General features: G+C 36.6%; 25 protein-coding genes and 1 pseudogene. 4 read left to right on the top strand and 22 right to left on the bottom strand.

Annotated elements, in window-relative coordinates:
- Nucleotides 1–29: 29 nt before the first annotated feature.
- The 7 genes and pseudogenes from ACR65M_RS05470 to norA all read right to left on the bottom strand — a co-directional run bounded on the left by ACR65M_RS05470 (nt 30) and on the right by norA (nt 6,427).
- A pseudogene (locus ACR65M_RS05470) lies at nt 30–1,068 on the bottom strand (serine hydrolase domain-containing protein).
- A gap of 21 nt (nt 1,069–1,089) precedes the next feature.
- The gene (locus tag ACR65M_RS05465) at nt 1,090–1,266 is read right to left on the bottom strand and encodes a hypothetical protein (protein WP_341333604.1); all 177 of its coding nucleotides are present in this window, start codon (nt 1,264–1,266) and stop codon (nt 1,090–1,092) included.
- Nucleotides 1,267–1,302: 36 nt separating this feature from the next.
- Complete coding sequence (locus ACR65M_RS05460) at nt 1,303–1,707, bottom strand: group-specific protein (RefSeq protein ID WP_440272761.1); 405 nt, start codon at nt 1,705–1,707, stop codon at nt 1,303–1,305.
- Nucleotides 1,708–1,818: 111 nt separating this feature from the next.
- Nucleotides 1,819–2,988: an MFS transporter gene (locus tag ACR65M_RS05455; RefSeq protein ID WP_121446473.1), complete on the bottom strand. Its 1,170-nt coding sequence runs from the start codon at nt 2,986–2,988 to the stop codon at nt 1,819–1,821.
- 1,046 nt (nt 2,989–4,034) lie between these two features.
- Complete coding sequence (locus tag ACR65M_RS05450; RefSeq protein ID WP_440272760.1) at nt 4,035–4,520, bottom strand: nitroreductase family protein; 486 nt, start codon at nt 4,518–4,520, stop codon at nt 4,035–4,037.
- 30 nt (nt 4,521–4,550) lie between these two features.
- The gene (locus ACR65M_RS05445; RefSeq protein ID WP_440272759.1) at nt 4,551–4,955 is read right to left on the bottom strand and encodes a hypothetical protein; all 405 of its coding nucleotides are present in this window, start codon (nt 4,953–4,955) and stop codon (nt 4,551–4,553) included.
- A gap of 281 nt (nt 4,956–5,236) precedes the next feature.
- Nucleotides 5,237–6,427, bottom strand: coding sequence for a multidrug efflux MFS transporter NorA (gene norA, locus ACR65M_RS05440; RefSeq protein ID WP_440272758.1), 1,191 nt, complete (start codon nt 6,425–6,427; stop codon nt 5,237–5,239).
- Between the two features lie 109 nt (nt 6,428–6,536).
- On the opposite strand from norA, the gene ACR65M_RS05435 reads away from it, so the two are divergent.
- Together ACR65M_RS05435 and ACR65M_RS05430 are read left to right on the top strand one after the other, a co-directional pair.
- A complete protein-coding gene (locus ACR65M_RS05435; RefSeq protein ID WP_440272757.1) occupies nt 6,537–7,370 on the top strand; it encodes a MerR family transcriptional regulator in 834 nt (277 codons plus the stop codon).
- A 41-nt stretch (nt 7,371–7,411) separates the two neighbouring features.
- Nucleotides 7,412–8,014, top strand: a complete 603-nt coding sequence (locus ACR65M_RS05430; RefSeq protein WP_440272756.1) for a LysE/ArgO family amino acid transporter — start codon at nt 7,412–7,414, stop codon at nt 8,012–8,014.
- Nucleotides 8,015–8,140: 126 nt separating this feature from the next.
- Here ACR65M_RS05430 and ACR65M_RS05425 read toward each other — a convergent pair whose 3' ends face one another.
- The 4 genes from ACR65M_RS05425 to ACR65M_RS05410 all read right to left on the bottom strand — a co-directional run bounded on the left by ACR65M_RS05425 (nt 8,141) and on the right by ACR65M_RS05410 (nt 10,770).
- Nucleotides 8,141–8,938 (bottom strand): HAD family hydrolase, encoded by a 798-nt coding sequence (locus ACR65M_RS05425; protein ID WP_440272755.1) that lies wholly within the window; start codon nt 8,936–8,938, stop codon nt 8,141–8,143.
- 126 nt (nt 8,939–9,064) lie between these two features.
- Complete coding sequence (locus ACR65M_RS05420) at nt 9,065–9,274, bottom strand: hypothetical protein (RefSeq protein WP_133372307.1); 210 nt, start codon at nt 9,272–9,274, stop codon at nt 9,065–9,067.
- A 201-nt stretch (nt 9,275–9,475) separates the two neighbouring features.
- Nucleotides 9,476–10,018: a signal peptidase I gene (lepB, locus tag ACR65M_RS05415; RefSeq protein WP_121449013.1), complete on the bottom strand. Its 543-nt coding sequence runs from the start codon at nt 10,016–10,018 to the stop codon at nt 9,476–9,478.
- A gap of 182 nt (nt 10,019–10,200) precedes the next feature.
- Entirely contained in the window at nt 10,201–10,770 is a 570-nt protein-coding gene (locus tag ACR65M_RS05410; RefSeq protein ID WP_341330160.1) for a hypothetical protein, read from the bottom strand.
- A 267-nt stretch (nt 10,771–11,037) separates the two neighbouring features.
- On the opposite strand from ACR65M_RS05410, the gene ACR65M_RS05405 reads away from it, so the two are divergent.
- Both ACR65M_RS05405 and ACR65M_RS05400 read left to right on the top strand, forming a co-directional pair.
- Nucleotides 11,038–12,471, top strand: a complete 1,434-nt coding sequence (locus ACR65M_RS05405) for a PQQ-dependent sugar dehydrogenase (RefSeq protein WP_440272754.1) — start codon at nt 11,038–11,040, stop codon at nt 12,469–12,471.
- 24 nt (nt 12,472–12,495) lie between these two features.
- Nucleotides 12,496–12,792 carry a 4a-hydroxytetrahydrobiopterin dehydratase gene (locus tag ACR65M_RS05400; RefSeq protein WP_341330158.1) on the top strand — a complete coding sequence of 99 codons (297 nt, stop codon included), beginning with the start codon at nt 12,496–12,498 and terminating at the stop codon, nt 12,790–12,792.
- A 112-nt stretch (nt 12,793–12,904) separates the two neighbouring features.
- Here the strand turns inward: ACR65M_RS05400 and ACR65M_RS05395 are convergent, their stop codons facing one another.
- The 11 genes from ACR65M_RS05395 to ACR65M_RS05345 all read right to left on the bottom strand — a co-directional run bounded on the left by ACR65M_RS05395 (nt 12,905) and on the right by ACR65M_RS05345 (nt 20,886).
- The gene (locus tag ACR65M_RS05395) at nt 12,905–13,402 is read right to left on the bottom strand and encodes a DinB family protein (RefSeq protein ID WP_341330157.1); all 498 of its coding nucleotides are present in this window, start codon (nt 13,400–13,402) and stop codon (nt 12,905–12,907) included.
- Nucleotides 13,403–13,797: 395 nt separating this feature from the next.
- Nucleotides 13,798–14,148, bottom strand: a complete 351-nt coding sequence (locus ACR65M_RS05390) for a DUF2200 domain-containing protein (RefSeq protein WP_341330156.1) — start codon at nt 14,146–14,148, stop codon at nt 13,798–13,800.
- A 78-nt stretch (nt 14,149–14,226) separates the two neighbouring features.
- Complete coding sequence (locus tag ACR65M_RS05385; protein WP_207900021.1) at nt 14,227–14,568, bottom strand: avidin-fold protein; 342 nt, start codon at nt 14,566–14,568, stop codon at nt 14,227–14,229.
- Complete coding sequence (locus tag ACR65M_RS05380; RefSeq protein ID WP_440272753.1) at nt 14,565–15,017, bottom strand: GNAT family N-acetyltransferase; 453 nt, start codon at nt 15,015–15,017, stop codon at nt 14,565–14,567. The genes ACR65M_RS05385 and ACR65M_RS05380 overlap by 4 nt, the downstream gene beginning before the upstream one ends.
- Nucleotides 15,018–15,681: 664 nt before the next feature.
- Nucleotides 15,682–16,137, bottom strand: a complete 456-nt coding sequence (locus ACR65M_RS05375) for a hypothetical protein (protein WP_440272752.1) — start codon at nt 16,135–16,137, stop codon at nt 15,682–15,684.
- A gap of 118 nt (nt 16,138–16,255) precedes the next feature.
- Nucleotides 16,256–17,137, bottom strand: coding sequence for a PhzF family phenazine biosynthesis protein (locus ACR65M_RS05370; RefSeq protein WP_440272802.1), 882 nt, complete (start codon nt 17,135–17,137; stop codon nt 16,256–16,258).
- A gap of 39 nt (nt 17,138–17,176) precedes the next feature.
- Complete coding sequence (locus ACR65M_RS05365) at nt 17,177–17,563, bottom strand: hypothetical protein (protein ID WP_121449022.1); 387 nt, start codon at nt 17,561–17,563, stop codon at nt 17,177–17,179.
- Between the two features lie 99 nt (nt 17,564–17,662).
- A complete protein-coding gene (locus tag ACR65M_RS05360; RefSeq protein WP_341330153.1) occupies nt 17,663–18,055 on the bottom strand; it encodes a DUF2178 domain-containing protein in 393 nt (130 codons plus the stop codon).
- Entirely contained in the window at nt 18,048–18,260 is a 213-nt protein-coding gene (locus tag ACR65M_RS05355) for a helix-turn-helix domain-containing protein (protein WP_121449024.1), read from the bottom strand. Before ACR65M_RS05355 ends, ACR65M_RS05360 begins: the two co-directional genes overlap by 8 nt.
- Before the next feature lie 126 nt (nt 18,261–18,386).
- The gene (locus ACR65M_RS05350; protein ID WP_341330152.1) at nt 18,387–19,007 is read right to left on the bottom strand and encodes a glycerol-3-phosphate acyltransferase; all 621 of its coding nucleotides are present in this window, start codon (nt 19,005–19,007) and stop codon (nt 18,387–18,389) included.
- Nucleotides 19,008–19,032: 25 nt separating this feature from the next.
- Entirely contained in the window at nt 19,033–20,886 is a 1,854-nt protein-coding gene (locus ACR65M_RS05345) for an LTA synthase family protein (protein ID WP_341330151.1), read from the bottom strand.
- Nucleotides 20,887–20,923 lie beyond the last annotated feature (37 nt).

The raw sequence follows: 20,923 nt of genomic DNA, 5'->3' as shown, positions 1-20,923 counted from the left end.
ATCCTCCGGTTATAGAATAACTAAATTTGTTATATTTCAAGGGAGTTGTATATTTCACCAATAATACCCTCCATTTGGTGAATACCTAATTCAGCGTTTGTCATGATCACCGCACCGGACTCCCTTTGCGGAAATGCCACCATCATACATTGAAACCCTATTCCCCAACCAAGTGAGGAAATTTCAAGCTCTGTTTCTTGCCCGTTTAAAAACACTCCCAATCCGCACCACTTCTTATCTCTTTGAGGGCTTATCATTTCCTTTGCTTTACTCGCAGAAATGCCAATTTTACTTTCACCTTTTAAAGCATTCATTAATTCCAGAGTTAAACGACTTAAATCTGCAGTGGTTGTCCATAAACCTGAAGCCGCGGGGTATGGATATATTGGATATTTTTCATGAACGATTTCGCCATTTTTATTATGTCCACTAGAAATGTTTGCTTTTCTTATATCCGTGGTTTGCATAACAAATAAGCTATTCTCCATTCTAAATGGTTTAAATAATAGTTCGTTCACAACCTGGTCAAATGGCAATTTAGTAATGTCTTCTGTTAGCTGCTGAATAATACAAAAACCTGCATCTGAATAATGAAATTCACGCTCAGGTTCATATTTCACTTCAATCGATTCGTTGCAATAAGGTGTTCTTCCCTCTAATAGGTCAACCATTGAAGGTAGACCTATGTCCACTGTTAACTCTGTGAAGCTATATTTAGGGTCGACAAGTCCCGATTGATGACTTAGTCAGTTTCGTAATGTAACCTTTTTATTTTTCGTATATTCATTTTCAGGTACATTCCATGATTCAAGTTTTATGTTAACATCCTTCATCTAAAACAAGGAGTCCCTGTTCGGTTAGAGTTATAACGAGCATTCCTGTTAGAAACTTACTAATCGAACAAGAATTAAAAATCGAGTTTTCGGCTACTTTTTTAGTAGTCCCTGCTTGTAAGACACCACAGTTCTCTATTTTACTGATTTGACCTTTTTCAATTATTGCAATGCTCAAACCAGGTACATGATATTGTTCCATAAGCTCTAGAATATCACGATTTTTTAATTTCATAAGATAGCTCCGTTTCTATTGCTAATCCTGTTTTTCACCATTATTTTGTTTGTATATTTTCTTAAGCGTGGAGTTTATATTATTCAAAGCTAGTAATATAAACCCTAACATGATAAAAGTTACGATTTCACCGGTAAAAAAGGATACCACCCCTAAAACTAAAAAGTAAAAGCCATACCACCAATTATTCATTTTCATACTCTCTCTCCTGTAAAAAAGCTTTTTAAAATATAATTAATTGATTACATTCGAATTCCCTTCAACAACTGTCTCTATTAATTCATCAATAGTCCCAATACACTTTTCAACTTCAGGTAAATGATAAAACGTACTTGTTGTTTCAAAATGATTTATTTCATCATCCGGGGAATAAAGATAGATTTTCTTACCTTGCCCAAGTGCTATTCCAAGTTCAATGTGACTGCCTTTTCCTGCAGGGAATAGGACTATTAGTAAATCCGATTCTAATACTGCATTTTTTTCTTCCGTCCCAATAACTTTTAAATCCTCGAATGTTGAAGCTCTTTCATTTTTTGTCCAGTCATATGTATATATAAAACCTTTTTTTACTAATTGTCGTGCAACATAACGAACTGATTCTAGGTTCTTAAAACTTGATGCAACATAAAACTTTTTCATATTTCCCCCTATTTTTTTGGTTTTATTACCTATTCTCCTATTCGATTAGAGAATCCTTCTGAGTCTTGCACTTTTTCCAAAGAATAAAAAAAAGCACAACTTGAAAGAAAATCAAATTGCGCTCCTGGTTTTATACGTATCCTTTTCCTTGCTCCTTACAGAAATAACTACTGTAATGAGTGATAAGATAATAAATATTCCACCTGCAAACGGGTTTACTGTAACCGAAAGTGTATCTACGATTCCAGCTCCAATCACGGACCCGACAGCCACACCTAAGTGAAGGGCTGAGTTATTCAGGCTTTGTTGAATTTCCGACGATTCAGGGGCTATTTCAATCAGATAAGATTGCATGGCTGGTGAAATCGCCCAACTGAGAATTCCCCAAACAATTAGGACAATGAAAAACACGAGATACAAATCTGCCGAGTATGGAAATACAAAGAATAATGCACTAAAAATTACTAGTGAAATAACCATTGTTTTTCTTGAGCCCAATAAATCTGCCAAGACACCGCCAAGACCCCCACCACTTACTGCTGCAAAACCAAAAATGAAATAGATAACACTAATCCACGTCGCGTTAAAATCAGTGGTAACTTCTAGATATGGCTTAAAATAGGCATACATGATCGTATGACCTGTCATATACAGAAAAGTCGTTGTTAGCCCTAGAGTAATTTTGTGATTTTTCAATGTCGCAAGCTGTTTCCTTAATGGAATTTGAGGCTTTGGTTGTACTCTACTCATTAATAGATGAACGCCAATGATAGATAATCCCGTCAAAACCGTAATAAGTACGAAAGGTGCTCTCCAGCCAAAACTATTACCCATAATAAGACCGATTGGTACCCCTAAAACTAAAGAAGCACTTACTCCCATGGACACAATCCCAATGGCTCTGCCTTTATACTTTTCCCCTACTAAGCTAGGCGCCATAACCAAACACAAGATAATCAATAAAGCTCCACTCAATGCCAAAATAATTCTACCTATAAACAAAATAGAAAAAGTCGGTGCGAGCACGGTTACGATACAACCGATGAAAAAGATGTATAAGCATATTAAGGTAAGCCGTTTTCTTTCTATTTTTGCAGTCATAACAAGTAAAATTGGTGATGCCACTGCAAAAATGACAGCAAATACAGTAATCAGCAAGCCAACTTGTCCGATGCTTACCTCTAAATCCTCTGCAATTAAATCTAAGATGCCGCTAATGATAAGTTCAACTAACCCAATGATAAAGGATATGATCATTAAAAAATAAATACGTTTATCCATGTTGTCTTCCTTCCTAATAATGTTCCAAACTCTATAGTATCTGTTGATGAAAACTTACTCAAGAAAAATAATCTCATCTTTATTATTTGATTTCGTCCAATTCACAATTAGCTTAAAATTTTCCTGAAAGTATGAGGTGTTGACCTGTAGGGATGTTTCGACTATAGGCATACTGATTTCAAGGAGGGATGTCGGAATGAAAGGGGAATTCTGACAAATTTCTGGATGAAAGGGGCTTACGTGCCCGAATATGTGATGGATTCGGACTGCTTCCAATATTCCAAGGGCGGGTGCGTCCGAATGCATGCTGGATTGGGACAGCTTTTATGGTCATATAGGCAGCTGGGTCCGAATGCACTCTGGATTCGGAGTGCTTTCTGGATCCAAGGAGCAGCCGTGTCCGAATACACTCTGGATTCGGACTGCTTTCATGAGCACAGGAGCAGCATTGTCCGAATGCACTCTGGATTCGGACAGTTTTCATGGGCACAGGAGCAGCCGTGTCCGAATACACTATGGATTTTGACAACATTCATGGGCATAAGAGCGACTGTGTCCAAATGCCCGCTAGATTTGGACAGTTTTCATGGGCACAGGAGCAGCCGTGTCCGAATACACTCTGGATTCGGACTGCTTTCATGAGCACAGGAGCAGCATTGTCCGAATGCACTATGGATTCGGACAGTTTTCATGGGCACAGTAGCAGCTGTGTCCCAATGCATGCTGAATTCAGACAACTTTCATGACCACTGGAGCAGCATTGTCCGAATGCCCGCTTGATTCGGACTACTTTCATGGGCATAGGAGCAGCTGGGTCCGAATGCATGCTGGTTTCGGAAAGTTTTCATGGAAACAGGAGCTTCCGTGTCCGAAATGAACGTATTTGAATGATAGCTCAAAGTGTTATGAACGACAACCAAGTTCATATCACCCCTGGCCATCAGTGTTGTACAAAGTATATACAAAGCTTACTAAATAAAACAAAAAAGTGTGTTAATCCCGCTAAGGATCAACACACCATGATAGCTGTAACAATATGAGGTTTTTTAAGAAAGGTACTTTATTTTTTCTTGAATAGATGTTCGTTCTTTTGCATCTTTAATTTCAGCAGGATATCCGACACCAAATACTCCAATGACATCATAACCGTCTGGAACTCCTAAGATATCACGAATTTTTTGGGCATTAGCGATTGATGACCAGAAAGCACCTACACCATCTGCCCAAGCAGCAAGGAGAAAGTTTTGCACAAAACAAGAGGTTGCAATTGCATTTTCGTACGTCTCTGCTTCTGATGCACCATGTCTCGATAATACAGCAAGTACTAATGGTGCATTACCGAAGTTCGTTTTATGATTTACTTTTTTCCTTGTCTCCGGACCGACAACATACACTTCCCAAGGTTCCGTCATTCGATGGTTCGGGGCCATCGAACCTGCTTGTAACCATTTATATATCTGCTCCATTTCAATTTGATCCTGTTTAAAACTCTTTATATTACGACGTGCCTTAATTACCTCTATTATACTCAAGTCAATACCTCCTTGTGTGATCATATACACTTATACTTCATAATGTATGCTCATGCTTCGAATAATCTTCTCCCTAAGTTCGTTCAAATCCATGAGTTCATTTGATAATAGGTGAAAAGCCTCTTCATTTCTTTCATCTAGAGATTCATTTAGCTTGTATTCTAGATAGTTTAATTTTAGATCTAAATCTATAAACGAACAGAACATATTTTCAAAATAATATTTTTCAAAGTCATGGATGTTTATGTATACTTGGAATTTATCATCAAAATCAATTAACACATACCAGCCAAGGTTATCAACATATTTCCTATCTGGAGTTATGGTTAATATAGTCCCTTTTTTTACTTCTATTTTTTTCATACCCTCGCATTTGGTGCAAGGACATTCTACTTCTATTACACTGGTTCTTAATAAAACAAAGCGATGCTTCATGACATTCACCTTCCCTAAGCCAATCTTTATCCCTTCATCAGCAGGGTGGAGGAACTAGCGCTTATTTATGGTTTAATTATGGAGACTATAATTAAAAGGGGATATCACTTATGTTCCTCCGATTTCAAATGAGAATACCTCTCAATTAATACTATAAATGAAAATGATTCTCATTGTCAAACGATGTTTAGAGATAAATGGATGATGATACTTTATTCCTGTAAAAAAGCACAAAGAGGTTCCCCCTTTGTGCTTGCTTACCTACATTATTTTTATCTACCTTAATTAGCTACACTGGGCTTCACTTGTTTTACCGTTTTTTCTTGTTTCCGCCAGAATAGGGTTAAAATAATCCCGAAAGCAAGTATCACTGTTGCAAAGTAGTAAGGATAATTGATGTCGATATCGAATAGCATACCGCCTAAAATTGGGCCACTAACGTTTGCTAAACTTGTGAACATTGAGTTCATTCCACCAGCCCATCCCTGTTCATTCCCTGCGTTATTCGAAAGATATGAAGTAACAGCTGGTCGGAATAAATCAAACCCGACAAACAGAATAAATGTAACGAGCAAAATTGCGAAATAGGAATGAACGGCGGTCATTAGGAAGACAAGTAAGGCTGACAAGATTAAACTATAACGAATGAGTTTAATTTCACCCCAAATCCGCGTTAACCGATCAAACAAAAGAACTTGAGACACTGCGCCAAAAATGGCACCACCGGTAATTACAATGGCTATATCAGCTGGTGTAAATTGAAATTTGTGGTCCACAAATAAACTAAAAAATGATTCAAAAGCTGCTAAACCAAACGAAGCAATAAAAATTAAGATAAACGCAATGAAATATTTTGGAGCAAACATCCGTTTAAACCCAACTTGGTCTTCCGATGGTTGTTCGTGATTTTCTGTCTGACGTTCGGGTTCAGATAATAAAATGATCGAAAGAATCGCTGCGATCGTACCAAGTCCCGCTGCAAAAAAGAATGGAATTCGCGTCCCCAATTCAGCAAGAAATCCACCTATACCTGGACCAATAATAAACCCTGTGCTTATGGCCGCAGACATATAACCGAGTGCTTTCGGACGAGTCTCCAAAGTCGTAATATCCGCAATAAAGGCTGTAACTGCTGGCATGATGAATGCGGCACTAATTCCGCCAAAAATACGCGAAATAAATAATATCTCAATTCCTTTCCCTATCCCAAATAAGAATTCTGAGAAGCCGAATATAAATAAGCCTATGACAATCATTATTTTTCTTCCATACTTATCTACAGCCTTACCTGCAAATGGTGAGGCAATCAATTGAGCAATCGCGAACACAGCAGTTAAATAGCCAACTGTTGTACCGGTTAAACCTAATTCATTCATTAACGTTGGTAATACAGGAATGACAAGGCCAATTCCCAAAAATGCAATGAATAAATTCATTAATAATAACCATAAAGTGACTTTATATGTCTTCATCAATTTCACACTCCTTAAACAAAACAAATACCATTAGACTTTTCATTTGTTTACAGATTTTATCGTAGTGTATATAGTTACTATATAGTCAAGAATGGAGTTGTAAAAAATGAATGAAAAAAATGTAAAGTATTTAACGACTGGTGAATTCGCAAAGCTTTGCAAGGTTAACAAACAAACTCTCTTTTACTATGATCAAATCGGACTTTTGTCTCCAGTATATAAAAATGAAAAAGGATACCGATTTTATTCCATTAATCAAATGGAGTTATTTTATGTAATTGATTTATTAAAAGATCTCGATATGTCACTACACGACATTCAACAATACACACAAAATAAATCCCCTGAAAGCTTTTTACGTTTAATGTATCAAAAACGGGAAGAAATCGTGAAAAAGCGCCAAGAAATTGAAATGAAGGAAAAGCTAATTGAGGCTAAAATAGGATTAATGGAAGAGGCCGCACAAATTAACTTTGACCAAATTACCCTTGAACACTTACCTGAAGCCACACTTTATTTAAGTAGAAATATCGAAAATATTTCGGATGAAGAATTTGTAGAAGTCATTTCTGAATTTATTGACGAATTAAATGAATCACAACTTGACACTGGCCACCCTATAGGTGGTATAACCAAACGGGAGCAAGTATTAAATGGAGAATTCTCTAAATATAGCTACTTATATATGGAACAACCTAATCCCAAAGAGGGTTATCCTTATTTCCAAGCTGTAAAAGGTGATTTCCTTATCGGATACCATGTCGGTGATGATAAAACAATACATAAAACATATAAACGACTTCTTTCGGAAATGGAACGATTAAATCTAACCTTAGGAAATTATGTGTTTGAAGAGTATGTTTACGATACGGTTGTAACGAATCAAAAAGAAGAATATATAACAAAGATTATGGTAGAAGTATTTAAACCTGATAAATAAGTTTGAACCAAACTATTTGTTTAAACAATGGAGTTGAGTATATGGAAGCCATTTTACATGGGATTATCTTAGCATTTGGTCTAATTTTACCTTTAGGTGTACAAAATGTATTTGTATTTTCGCAAGGGGCAACACAGCCAAAACTACTGCGGGCGTTTCCTGCAACTATTACAGCTGGTTTGTGCGATACACTGTTAATCCTTTTAGCTGTGTTTGGTTTGTCAGCAATCGTTCTACAATTTGAATGGTTGCGGATTAGTCTGATGAGTGCGGGGATTTTGTTTTTACTATATATGGGATACGCAATTTGGCGGTCTTCACCGACAACAAATGAAACGAACAAAGCTTTGCCTATCCGGCAACAAATCATCTTTGCTTTATCCGTTTCCTTGCTAAATCCGCATGCCATCCTAGATATTGTCGGGGTGATTGGAACAAGTGCATTAAAATATGTCGGAACAGAACAAATACTATATACCGTTTCTTGTATTTTTGTATCTTGGATATGGTTCTTTGGATTAATGCTGGCTGGTGCGGTTATGAAAAGATTAGATGGTACTGGAGTTTTAATGAAGGTATTCAATAAATGCTCTGCGATCTTTATATGGGGAACAGCTATTTATCTTTTGGTTGGGTTAATTTGAGTTTAATAGAGATGAAAAAGCCATATAATAATTTCACTTATATGGCCGAATGTATTGTGTATTTAGTTTTTCTTTAAATCTACGAAAAAAAGCAAAACATTTTAATCACTAACCATTCAGCTTACTTTACAGGGCATACGTCTCATATGGTTTACATAGATAGCGTTCAATGAACTCAGCTAATCCATCATTTTGGTGGTGCCCTGTAACAAAATCAGCTACTGCTTTTACATCATTATCTGCATTCCCCATAGCCACACCAGTACCTACATGACGAAGCATTTGGATATCATTTGGTCCGTCACCAATGGCGACAACTTCTTTTGGGTTAATGCGATAGGCATGAATTAAGCTTTTGATAGCAGACCATTTCGAAACTTTTGGTGCAACTAATTCAAACCCATCATTCCAGTCAATGACTTCTGCTTCCTTTTTAAATATAGAAGACAACTCTGGACTTGCTTTTCCTGTTCGAACACTATATTTAAGGACACCTTGGTATTGAGCCTGTCTTAAATCTCCAATATATGTTGGTGGAGTTTGCCCAACTTTTGTCCAATAATCGATTTCTTCATCTGTTTCCTTACAATAGAGCCCATCTGCTGTGTGAACGATAACATTACAAGGTCTATCAGCAGTCAGAAGGTGAAATCGCTCCTCATTTATGTTGACGGTTCTCTTTTGTAACGCTTTTCCCGTCCATGCATCATGAATAGAGGCGCCATTCAAACAAATCATGGGTGTTCGTAATCCGATTTCTTTATGGTAGGGCGCCGTTACTTCGTAGTGTCGGCCAGTTGCTAGAAAAACCTTTACTCCCTGATTAATCAGTCTATAAATGGCTTCTAAATTCCGTTGGGAAATATTGTTTGAAGCTGTTAGTAATGTACCATCCATATCAATAAATAGTGCACGTACATTCATTTATAATGCCTCCTCATTCGTTGATAAATCAATCATATCATCTGAATATTAAAGCCAAGTAAATGTTGTGTACAGATAATATAAAGTTTATCGGGAAACTTAAGGCAAATCTAAATCCTTTTCTACTTACTTCACTCGTGAATGCCTTTTATCAGCAGCACTTAAAACAAATAAGGTGGCAATACCCCAGACAATACCTTGGATAATCATTGTCATCCAATTATCTATAGGGAATAATAGCGAAAATAGAAATAATAATAATGGACTGATTATAATAATTGACATGCCGATCATGAATGCTTTTTTCTCGGGTAGTGCTTTAATCTTAGCTAACATTATTTCACCCCGTTCCTTTTTTACCTTTTTTCCTATTGTCCAAAACATGAGCAATGGCACCAAATATATTCTCAAGAATTGTATAAATCGCTTCCATCAAGACCATCCCTTTAGTTCGTCTTACATGTGTATACGAAAATAAAAAGAGAAAGTTTCTAATACATTAAAAAAAGGTGCTATTGGAGAGCACCTTTTATATACTTAATCAAGTATTTTGATCTCTTTGATTGGCCAGACTACAAGATTTGTCGTTCCAACCACACTATCTATTGGAATCGCCCCAATGTGACGACTGTCCATACTATTTCGACGGTTATCTCCCATTACAAACAAATGTCCTTCTGGAACTACATCACTACCCACAGGAGTTTCCCGTAATGTGAATGAATTTGTTAATGGGCCATTGATTAGCTCTTGTTTACTTTTGTCTAAATAAGGCTCATCGTATGGTTTTCCATTAATGTACAATGTATCATCTTTATACTCGATGCGATCTCCCGGCAAACCAATCACTCTTTTAATATAGTCTTTTTCCTTAGTTGCGTGAAAAACGACAACATCAAATCTTTTCGGTTCACCAACTTTTGTAACAATCATTCGATTTTGGTCTTGCAAAGTAGGCTGCATCGAGGCACCTTCAACAATAGCAGGTGTAAAGAAAAATACACGAATAATAAAAGCTATTAAGAGTGCAATAAAAAGGGCTTTAATCCATTCCCAAAACTCACTTCTAGTATCAACCACATTTTCACCTTCCTACATACTCTCCATCGTATATCGCCTTTATTCTCTGGAATTAAGAATACTTTGGAAATCTATTTTAATAAATATATTCCACAAAAACAGCTCAAATTCCTTCTTGGACCAACAAGCTATAACCAATCTTCACAAACATGGGACACAGGGACAGGTCCCATGTCCCACTCTCATCGTAAAACAATTTTTTGGAGAACTTTAAAAGCAGAAATACTTACTTTCATCCAAATCCAGCTATACAATAAGCAAAAAGCAAATATCCCTAATAGAACCACACTATCAAAACGTAGTGATACGGATGGCCCTAGTATAGGAAACTTAATTACATATAATAAAAGACTTATACCTAACGTCAAATTTAATGCTGCAAACGCAACTGTTAATACGCTCTTCTTTAAATACTTAAGCCCAATGCCTAAACTGAGCCCTAATAATCCTGTGGTAAAGAGAAATACCAATAGTTCACTTGGCTGGAGCATAACCAATAGAAATGCGGATACGAAATATGTCATCACACCAATTTTAAGTGACACTAGGCTTGCAAGTACAAGAGGGCCCGTACTCATCATACTTAGGATGAAACCGATCCCCGTAAAAACCCCTGCAGACTGAAAAATGACGGCCGCCGAACCTAATAATCCACCAACTACTAGCCTCATTGTCTTTGGATAACCGTCATTTGATAGGTTTGTCTTATCTACCCAAAAACTAGAAGTTACTTTCTTAATAAATGACCGCATGTGACACCCCCATAATAGGTAGATGCAGTAAGAAAGAAGTTTATGCTAGAAATTGTTGTTCAAGACCAGCAGTCATTTTTATTTGGTACTATTAGAAATCTTCGACTCATATTCTAAAGTGATACTTCAATAAGGTGGCCATCTTACCTCACAGATTGTTAGTTGAACAAATCGGGTTTTTATGGGGAATTGCCACCTCTGAAAGAGGGGCTTTAAGCCCGATAATGCGGGGCTAAAAGAAAGCAATGAAAAGGGGTGTAAAGTTTGTTGGGAAAAGTGAAGGTTCGTTTACGTCCCATTGTACAACGGATTAATTTACCCACTGTTTTGAAGACTGCTTTTTTACCAGGTGACTCAATTGAACGATTATTTATTGCAACCCAAGTTGGAGAAATCTTTTACATAGGAAACGGTGAGGTTCGTACTTTTTTAGATATTCGATCTCGAATCCTTAAACTAGGTACTAACGGTGGATATGATGAGAGAGGTTTGCTAGGACTAGCGTTTCATCCCAGATTTAATTATAACGGCTTATTTTATCTTCATTATTCAGTAGCTGGAACACAAGGTCCAGGTGCTCTTCCAGAACCTTATGCTCCGAACCCGTGTGATACCAACACATTAAACCTTAAATGGACAAATCGAGATACTCTCTTTGACCATATTGATACTGTAGAAGAATGGATATTTCAACCGAATGGCCAGCCCCAAAAGAGGCGAACTTTACTTAATCTAAGAAGGCCATTTTCAAATCATAATGGTGTTAACAGCTTAAACTTTTCACCCGAAACAGGAAAACTTGTTTTAACAACCGGGGATGGTGGATCAGGGTATGACCCGTTTAATTTAAGCCAAAATGATATGGAAATCGCGGGGAAAATCATTGAAATCGATGTTGGTAGAAATACGTCAATCCATAATCCGTCCGTCGTCACTCGTTTTAGTGAACTATCTGTACCTATTCAGGAAACGCTCACGGTTATAGCCAAAGGCGTTCGTAATATACCAGGCATTTCCTATCAACGGTATAATAATCAGTTTATCAAATACGTGGGAAATGTCGGTCAGGATTTAGTTGAGTCCATTTTTTCATTCGTTCAAATTAAACCAATTCCTGTTACGCAGCTTACGGGGCAGAGTTCCTCTTTCCAATTGGAGGCAGGAAATCCTCGTCCTCTCGAACAAGAAGGTTTTATTAATTTTGGTTGGCGTGGGTGGGAAGGTGATTTGCCTACTTCGATTATAAGAAACTGTACATCTAACCAAGATGTAAATGAGAAAATTTTTGCCTATTACAATGAGGTAATTGAAACATCAGTGAGTCGGATTCATCCTTTAACTAGTTATTATCATCAAGATCACCGACCTGATAAGTTTAGTGGGACGGCGCTCACAGGAGTTCAAGCCTATATGGGGAATGGCATTCCTGACTTAACAGGAAGTGTCGTTTTTATTGATTTCGCCCGAAAGGACGAATCACAAACTCCAGTTAGAGGGGCCTTAGCTTATACGAGGGCACGAATAGATGGTAAACCAAATGATTATAGCATTATTGAAACCAATTATAACTCTGGCACTCAATCAGCATATTACGTTAGCCTAGGAACAAATCTAAATCAAACCAGATTATACCTAGGAGCTTATGGCTCTACGAAAGTGACTGACTATAACCAAGGAACAGTCTTTGAAATTGTTCAATAAGTGGGACACGAAGGGGAAATGAACATGGATAAACTTAGCGAGGCAGTCATCCAAGAAAAACTAGCAGAACATCCAGACTGGAAGCTAGTCGATGGAAAATGGATTCAACGGAAATATCGATTTAAGGACTATCTAAACGGGATAGAATTTGTTCAGAATGTCGCCCAGCTGTCAGAAAAAATGAATCACCATCCCTTTATCTCCATTGACTATAAACTGATTTCGATTAAGATTACATCGTGGAGAGCAAGGGGACTAACAGCTTTGGATTTTAGATTAGCAGAAAAATATGATGAGTTGTATTTACAAATAAAAAAATAGGTGATCAATAAATAATCACCTTTTAATCTTGCCCTCTATCATTGTTTGAAGTTCAATCCTAATCACCTATTTTAATTCTTAACTCTAACACCATTTGTAAAACCAAGTTGATTTAGGACCAATCAACGCCATCCCAAGTGGATTGCAACTTCCGTAACAGAACAATTTGGCCAAGGTGATACGTATCGTGCATCATGATATGGCTTAGTAAACGCTCAATAGAGTATCTGTCAGCTGCATAAGGAGCTTTTAACTTTTCATCGTCAAGGTCAGCAATAACCGTTTTTAAATGATTCATGACTTCATTAAGGCGCTGCATTGTCTGAGCCCACCCATTTACGTCTTCTGGATCCCCTGGGTTTCCAAAGGTCTCTTCATTGTCTTCTGCCTTATGCGGATTTTCTGTCCCCTTAATTCGATGGATTACATCTTCATTCCAAAAGATCAAATGGTTAACAATCTGCCAAATTGAATTGCTGTTTCCCGAACTTGTCCATGCTGCCTCAGCCGCGGTGACTCCATGAAGCGCCTGATCCATGGATGCAAACCAATCATTCTCATGATAATTCATCTCAAGTTGTTCTAAAAACATGTTAGTTACAACTTTCATTCCACCAATCTCCTTACTGTTTAGAATATCTTTCAATGTTAAAGGCTCTTTTCAAAAAGATTGCTGCTTTTTGTTAAACCAAGTTGAGTGGAGCGTAAGGTGGCGACTCCTGACTTTGAAAATACAACAAAACCTTAAACACTATGATTTATTCGGCTCATCCAGCTTTTATTCCTTCTTCATGAAATATAAATTACCCTATCGGACCAGACATTTTTTTAATAACTACGAGGCTACCTACCTTACAAAGGAAAGAAGCACCTTTTAAACTACTGCATTTTTCATTAACGTGGCATGTGTTTCCCCGTCCGATGTAAAAGCGTGGGTGAACATCAAAAAAGAAACACTGTTCCTTTTACATTTACATGGAATCAGTGTTTCTTCGTGTATAATTATTATTTCCGCAAAATTTTCTCCATTGCTTTTCCTTTTGCTAACTCATCGATAAGCTTATCCATATAGCGAACTTCCTTCATCAACGGGTCTTCAATTTCTTCTATGCGGACTCCGCAGATCACACCTTTGATCAAAGCGCGTGAAGGGTTTAATTTTGGTGCTTCCGCAAAAAGATCTTCAAAGTTTGTCTTATTTTCTAAATGCGCTTCTAACTCTTCCTGACTATACCCTGTTAACCAACAAATGATTTCATCGACTTCTTGTTTCGTACGCCCTTTTTTCTCGGCCTTCGTAATATAGTGAGGATAGACACCTGCAAAACTCATTGTATAAATCCGATGTTTAGTCATAATACTTCCTTCCTTCTATGTTTTCTTTATTATAGTTGGAAAAAAAGTTGGGTTCAAACAAAGTAACCGACTAGTGTTCTAGTTTACCTCTTCAATGGTAGATTTCCCTTCAGTTTGTTCATTATCATGCCATTTCCAACTCTCGTGTAGTCTAATTCTACCGTCTGGAAGTAATTCGGGAGTTGAATAACATTGCCCTCCCCGTATCTCATTCCTTATATTCACATGGTTATATCTAAAATGTAAACTACCATTCTCTTCAACTATACCGATAAGTGTACCTTTAACGATTTCGCCACCACTATAAGAGGCTGAAAGGATATTTCCATCTTGTTCATAATCAAAAAAAGTCTTTGAAGAAACTTCTCCATTCTCAGTGTTAGCAATTGAAACAAATCTTTTCCCATTGTAATTAATCATAAAGCCCCCGCTAGTTCTAATTCATAATGATAAAATTGAGAATCCCTTTTGTAGCCATTCTTTTCATATAATCTTTGCGCTGAATCATTGTCTGGTGCCGTGCTGAGACTGATGCTTTTAGCACCTGTTTCAATGGCATATTCTTTTGCTTTCTGTAAAAGCATATCTCCTATGCCTTGTTTTCTTGCATTTGAATCAACATATAAGTCATTTAAGATCCAAGCTCTTTTCATAGATATAGATGAAAAAGTAGGATAAAGTTGTGTAAAGCCGACATAGTTTTCGTGGTCTTTCACGACAAATATGACGGACTCCTTGCACTCCATACGTTCTTCTATGTAAGCCTTAGCCCCTTCTATATCAGATTCTTGTTGATAAAACATTCGGTATGAATTAAATAATTTTGATACTCCATCAAGATCTTCCATTGTTGCCTGGACTATTTTCATAGTTTCCCACCCCATTAAAAATGACTTCATGAGTTAACTTTATACTAATATTGAGATTTTTTCTTTAGTCTCTTTTCTAAAAGACTGTTGCTTTTATATGTAGGGTGATTTCCGCTCCTGGCACTCGCTTTCCGCGGGCGATCCGCAAGCCTCCTCAACGAAATGTGAAGGCGGCTTGCACAGAAACGAGAAAATTGGCCGACTAAAGCGCCACGTCGTGTGCCTCGGAGACTCCGACAAAGAGGCGTATTTTGCCTCTGAAGGAGGAGTTGAAATTTCTCGAGTTTCTAGCCGCTGCAACTGGACAAGTCGTTATGTCACTGCGGGGTCTCGCTTGGCTCGCTATTCCCGCAGGACGTTGGATTGCTTCCTTGAAACTACACCGCACGAAGAAAATGCAAGCATTTTCGAGGATCTCGTACCATCCACTGAAATCACTGAATGGACAATAATCTATCCCTATCATACTCGGATCAAAAAGCAACAAAGTTTACGAAAATAGCCTTTCATTAAATTAATATAGTATGAAGACAATATTATGAAAAGTTGAATCTATCATATGATGGCTTATAAACCAAAATCATGAAAAAACAAGGTGAAAATTAAAACAAAAAGGAGTAGTAGCTACCCCTTAAGCCTTCATTTTTAAGTATTCCAACACATATTAAGTTAATAACCACGGGATATTTAGTTGCATCTCCATTTGAATTGTTGGCATTGGAAATCCATCTGGAACTAACGATAAATCTTCAGTAAAACTTATTTCAAAACCATGAACGTTAACAAATAAAAGTGGCGAATCTTCGCCATTCTTCTTAGTAGGCTGTGAATGCTCGGGGCGCTCAATGATTTTGCCAACAAGATGATAAAAGGCAATATATATATGTGTTCCATCCTCGTTCTTCATAAACTCAGAAACCTCTCCCTCTTTTCGAGGATCAATACCTAGTGTATGAAAAAGGTCTGTTACCTCTGGAGAGAACGTGTCACAAGCTAAAACAAAATTCGTACAATAATCACAACCGCAATCTTCGGTGATAAAATGATACGTTTCATAGAATTCCTTTGTTTGTGCAATATCAATCTCAATCAACCAAGAATCAATATTCATTTGTTTCATAGAGTCCACCTCTGTAACTGCCCTATTGATGCCATTCCCATAACAGGGTCATAAATAATGGCTGTTTTCATAAACTTTGTTGCTCTTTTGTCTGATTTTACAAAGGAGCACATCATGGTTATAGAAACCACTCACCTTGAGCTATTTTTATGACTCTCCCACCTACATAAACATTCATTTTCTCGTTGCGCTCATTCGCTTTTAGAAATAATAACGACTTCCGACCTATTTCATATCCTTGTTCTACACGAATGTTAATTTCACTCTTATTGAAGTACTTATATTTCACAAGGTATGCAGCTAAGCATCCATTCGAACTTCCCGTAGCCGCATCTTCTGGAATACCATAGTAATCTGCAAAGTCTCGAACATTAATATTATTTTCAGAGTGATAGGTTTCTGGTGAAAAAACTAGAATTCCTTTCGCTTCCAAGTGTTCAATTAATGTATAATACTTTTCTTTATTTATATTGACTTTCTTTACAGCCTCTAAAGACTTTAAAGGGACAATTATGGACGGAAGTCCTGTTGAAACCTCTTGAATTGGAAAATCATCTTCTATGTATTCATGACCAATGTTTAAAACATCAGAAACTATTTTTTTATCTAAAAGTGGACCAAAAGTTGGTTCATTTTGTTTCATCCAAATAACTTCATCTTGATTATTAAATGATACTGGGATTTTACCAGCCTTATAATTTAGAATCAGTTGTTCTACGGGTTCCTCTACTAATTCGTTTTGAATAATAAAAGCAGTTCCTAAAGTAGGGTGACCAGCAAAAGGAATCTCTTCATTCGGTGTAAAGATTCGAACATCATACCCACCGGTATTTTTTACATCAGACAAGATAAAAGTAGTTTCGGAGTAATTAATTTCTTTAGCTATTTGTTGCATTTCTTTATCAGGAAGATTTCCAGTGTTTTTAAATACCGCAAGTGGATTTCCTGTATATTTTCCTTGTGAAAACACATCAACAATGGAATATTTAATTTTCATTATTTTCTCCCCCAGAAAAAGGCGACATCCTCACTTAAAAAGTTAACCTATCTGTCTTTTCACTAGAATATATTGAACGACTGGATTAATGGTATACGCTAAGCACAAAGCAATAAAAAGTGGATAGTTATGTTCATTCCCAATAAATAAATAGTCTATGATCCAAATAATTAATAATGCTATAAAAAGAATGTTATAACTTATGTTATTGCTTTTTTTAATTATCTCTTTACCCATTTCATCTTTTTGAACCTCTCTGCGTGACCCCCAAGTTATGAACTCCGACCAGGCAATAACGAGTCCGATAACAACCAAATATTCAGGAATCCCAAATGTATCCCCAATATAAAAGTAGCTGACTAATGTGAATCCAATATATACCGTGATTCCCGTTAAAACAATTAACCAAATGATATCTTTCTTCTTCACGTTTTATCTCCCCTTCCCTACATAACAATATGAAACAAGAAGCGTCTCCCCTTGATTTACGTAAACCTCTTGATGTTATTTAGATAGAAATTGCTCGAATTACTTGTACTTTCTAGAGTAAATAAATTCTGTAATCGGAACGGTAACAAATGTAAGGCAAACCACTAGCAGCAAAGGATAATTATCAATATGATTAAAGTTTCCGGTCCCTTCAGATATAAAGAGTATTAAACCGGATAGTACCATTAGCACATAATAACCGATTTTGGCACTTTGGGTTTGAATATGTTTGTCTAATTCGTCTTTCTCGCCACCACCTTCATGATTCCCCCAATTGAGCCAGTTGAAAAAATAAGTTAAAGCAAGAAAACTAAAGAATATTGAACCAGCATCAATCGTTCCATATCTTATCCACTTGTATAAGGAGAATCCTGCAATTGTTAAAAATACAAGAAAGGCTATAACCCCAATTACTTTTTTTGTTTTATCCATTCCTTTTCCCCCCATTCTCTGGCATAAAGATTTCTTCCATGGTGACTCCTAATGTCCGTGCAATATCAAATGCTAGCTGCAAGCTGGGATCATATTTATTGTTCTCGATTGCATTAATCGTTTGCCTACTGACATTACACATTTCTGCTAATTTCCCTTGTGAGAACCCACTGCTTTCTCTGTATTCTTTAATTTTATTTTCCATTCGCGATGCCACCCTTGCTTTTGTAAGCTGTAAAGACTTTTTTACACCTTCATTATAAAAAAAAGCAAACAAGGTGTCAAACATATTTGACACCCTATTTACCTATTTAGTAACATTCCATATCCATCACTTCTTTTTAAACATGCTCGAAACCCTTGTTTCTGTTTGGTTTTGGATTCGTTTCCAGTTTTCCATATGTTTATAGATACATAGTAATGTTAAGGCGAATGTAATCAATATTGCAGACAAAGGATAACCAAATAAATAAGTCAGTACTACCCATGAAAGATACATAACGAGTACACCAATTGGAAGGTAATCGCTAATAAGAGTAATTAGAATGAGCAGGACAAAACCAATTAACCCCACCTTCCAATCAATCGCGAAAGCCACTCCTATCATTGAAGCTGTCCCTTTTCCACCACTAAATTTCATGGTTACAGGAAAATTATGACCAATAATAACGAAAGCTCCATTTAAAAAAAGTAGAATGTAAAAGGTTCTCTCATCAAGAGAATAGCCACTTAACCAATATCTCATTATTAAAACTGGCACGATGCCTTTTCCAATGTCAATTAAAGCTACTATAATGCCGTACTTCCAACCTAAAACAATAGTGGTGTTGGAAGCACCTGCATTTTTAACGCCACTTTCTTTAATATTAATCTTTTTAAGTTTACCAACGATGTTTGAACCATGGATGCAACCAAATATATATCCGATTATGATACTTACTAGTCCTAACATACTTCTCCTTCTTCATAAAAAAAACTTATTCTTCAACCATGAATCGTAATACATCACCGAAGATGATACTGTCCGATAGTGTTAGTTCTTCTCTTACCACGTCCAAATAAGGATCACATTTATGAAGGTCTACAGGTTCTCCATCTTGCTTCCTATAACAAACGTTATCCTTATATAAGTAATGTTCGCTTATAAAACCACCATCTCGAAAAATAACCGGATGGTCGCTATTTCTTGTGAACAGATTATGTCCAAATGAATAACGATTATCGATTTTGATACCAAGGAGGTGGAGTAAAGTAGGGCGTATGTCTATTTCACCGCCTTGAGTAGATATCGTTTCCCCTTCTTGGCCAGGCACATGAATAATCAGTGGTATTTGTTTATGCTTTATTTGATTAACAATCGAATCCTCTTCGCCTAGTAACTCATTAAGGCCATCTTCATATTTTTCAGAAATACCATAGTGGTCACCTACAAGTACAAACACGGTATCTTCGTACAATCCCTCTGCTTTTAACTTTTCGAAAAAAAGTTCAATTGATTTATCCAAGTAACGAACTGTTGTCACATAGCGATTCACTACTTCTTCCCCTGTATTTGCTGGTTCAATAAACAGATCTTCCTCGTCTAATAAATATGGAAAATGATTCGTCAAGGTAAGGAATTTGGCATAATACGGTTCACGTAAATCCTTCATATGTTCCACTGATTGAGTAAAAAATGGAATATCTTTTAATCCATAGTTAACAGAGTTTTCTTCTGTTACCTGGTAATCATCCATTGAGAAAAATCGATCATAGCCTAATGCTTTGTACATGACATCCCGATTCCAAAACGTATTTACATTACCATGAAGTGCTGCAATATAATAATCATTGTTCTCTTTTAGAATATGAGGAAGACTATAGTACGTATTCTCAGGTCTTCTTACAAAAACAGATCCGCTTGATAATGGATATAGACTTGTATCGATCATAAATTCCGCATCCGATGTTTTTCCCTGTGCTGTTTGATCATAGATTTGATTAAAATAAAAACTTTTCTTAATCAAGTCATTTAAGAATGGTGTCACTTCTTCACCATTTACTTTTTGATTAATGACAAAGTCTTGAGTCGATTCCAACGTGATTAGGACCACATTTTTACCTTTTGCCATTCCGAATAAGTCAGTTCGCTCAGAATCTTTACGCTGCAAGTGCTCCTCTAAGGCAACGGCATCTGCCTCTGTTACAAGTAATCGTTCTAGAGGAGCTTTGAGACCTAAAGCAATATCATACAAATGATAATTTAGTGGCCCTAATGATTTCACCATTTGTTCCCTGTCATAAGCTTCTGAGAAAAGATGAACTGATTTAACCAAGCCTAAACAAATCGTCAACGCAATGAGCCCTGAAGCAGCTGCTATATATTTCTTTTTAACATGTTTTTGAACGGTAATGACGGACTTTATTTTTAAAAGCCGCCATCCTACAATAAATAAATCAACAAACAAAAAGAGATCCCATGGACTCATTAATTCAACCGTACTTGCACTTAAACCGCCAACATTATTGAACTGAAAAAGGATTGGCACCGTTACAAAATCATTATAAAAACGGTAATAAAGTAGATCAGCATAAAGGATGGCAGTCCCCAAAACGAATAATGCAAACAATACGAATCTATTTACCTTTTCACGAAAATAAAAACTGAAACCCATCATTAATAATAAAGACCCGATGGAACTTGTAAGTACTAATAAAATATCAAAATAGGATTGGATGCTAAGGTTAAATCCGACAAAACAAACAATCACCGTCTTTAACCAGAGAATACCCGTTATGAGCAAAATATGTTTTAAACTTGTTGTGTTTGTTAATTGAATTTTGCGAAACATTAGACGAATCCCTCTCCACTCTAAGTTCTTTTCCTTT

Source organism: Ferdinandcohnia sp. SAFN-114 (genome assembly GCF_059415045.1).
The sequence above is the reverse complement of the archived record's forward strand: the minus strand, read 5'-3'. Positions and strand labels throughout refer to the sequence as shown.

Bases quoted from the DNA above. Each gene is read 5' to 3' on its own strand.
- ACR65M_RS05465 (WP_341333604.1), bottom strand. From the start codon at position 1,266: ATGAAAATGAATAATTGGTGGTATGGCTTTTACTTTTTAGTTTTAGGG.
- ACR65M_RS05460 (WP_440272761.1), bottom strand. From the start codon at position 1,707: ATGAAAAAGTTTTATGTTGCATCAAGTTTTAAGAACCTAGAATCAGTT.
- ACR65M_RS05455 (WP_121446473.1), bottom strand. From the start codon at position 2,988: ATGGATAAACGTATTTATTTTTTAATGATCATATCCTTTATCATTGGG.
- ACR65M_RS05445 (WP_440272759.1), bottom strand. From the start codon at position 4,955: ATGAAGCATCGCTTTGTTTTATTAAGAACCAGTGTAATAGAAGTAGAA.
- norA (WP_440272758.1), bottom strand. From the start codon at position 6,427: ATGAAGACATATAAAGTCACTTTATGGTTATTATTAATGAATTTATTC.
- ACR65M_RS05435 (WP_440272757.1), top strand. From the start codon at position 6,537: ATGAATGAAAAAAATGTAAAGTATTTAACGACTGGTGAATTCGCAAAG.
- ACR65M_RS05430 (WP_440272756.1), top strand. From the start codon at position 7,412: ATGGAAGCCATTTTACATGGGATTATCTTAGCATTTGGTCTAATTTTA.
- ACR65M_RS05425 (WP_440272755.1), bottom strand. From the start codon at position 8,938: ATGAATGTACGTGCACTATTTATTGATATGGATGGTACATTACTAACA.
- ACR65M_RS05420 (WP_133372307.1), bottom strand. From the start codon at position 9,274: ATGTTAGCTAAGATTAAAGCACTACCCGAGAAAAAAGCATTCATGATC.
- ACR65M_RS05410 (WP_341330160.1), bottom strand. From the start codon at position 10,770: ATGCGGTCATTTATTAAGAAAGTAACTTCTAGTTTTTGGGTAGATAAG.
- ACR65M_RS05400 (WP_341330158.1), top strand. From the start codon at position 12,496: ATGGATAAACTTAGCGAGGCAGTCATCCAAGAAAAACTAGCAGAACAT.
- ACR65M_RS05395 (WP_341330157.1), bottom strand. From the start codon at position 13,402: ATGAAAGTTGTAACTAACATGTTTTTAGAACAACTTGAGATGAATTAT.
- ACR65M_RS05390 (WP_341330156.1), bottom strand. From the start codon at position 14,148: ATGACTAAACATCGGATTTATACAATGAGTTTTGCAGGTGTCTATCCT.
- ACR65M_RS05385 (WP_207900021.1), bottom strand. From the start codon at position 14,568: ATGATTAATTACAATGGGAAAAGATTTGTTTCAATTGCTAACACTGAG.
- ACR65M_RS05380 (WP_440272753.1), bottom strand. From the start codon at position 15,017: ATGAAAATAGTCCAGGCAACAATGGAAGATCTTGATGGAGTATCAAAA.
- ACR65M_RS05375 (WP_440272752.1), bottom strand. From the start codon at position 16,137: ATGAAACAAATGAATATTGATTCTTGGTTGATTGAGATTGATATTGCA.
- ACR65M_RS05360 (WP_341330153.1), bottom strand. From the start codon at position 18,055: ATGGATAAAACAAAAAAAGTAATTGGGGTTATAGCCTTTCTTGTATTT.
- ACR65M_RS05355 (WP_121449024.1), bottom strand. From the start codon at position 18,260: ATGGAAAATAAAATTAAAGAATACAGAGAAAGCAGTGGGTTCTCACAA.
- ACR65M_RS05350 (WP_341330152.1), bottom strand. From the start codon at position 19,007: ATGTTAGGACTAGTAAGTATCATAATCGGATATATATTTGGTTGCATC.
- ACR65M_RS05345 (WP_341330151.1), bottom strand. From the start codon at position 20,886: ATGTTTCGCAAAATTCAATTAACAAACACAACAAGTTTAAAACATATT.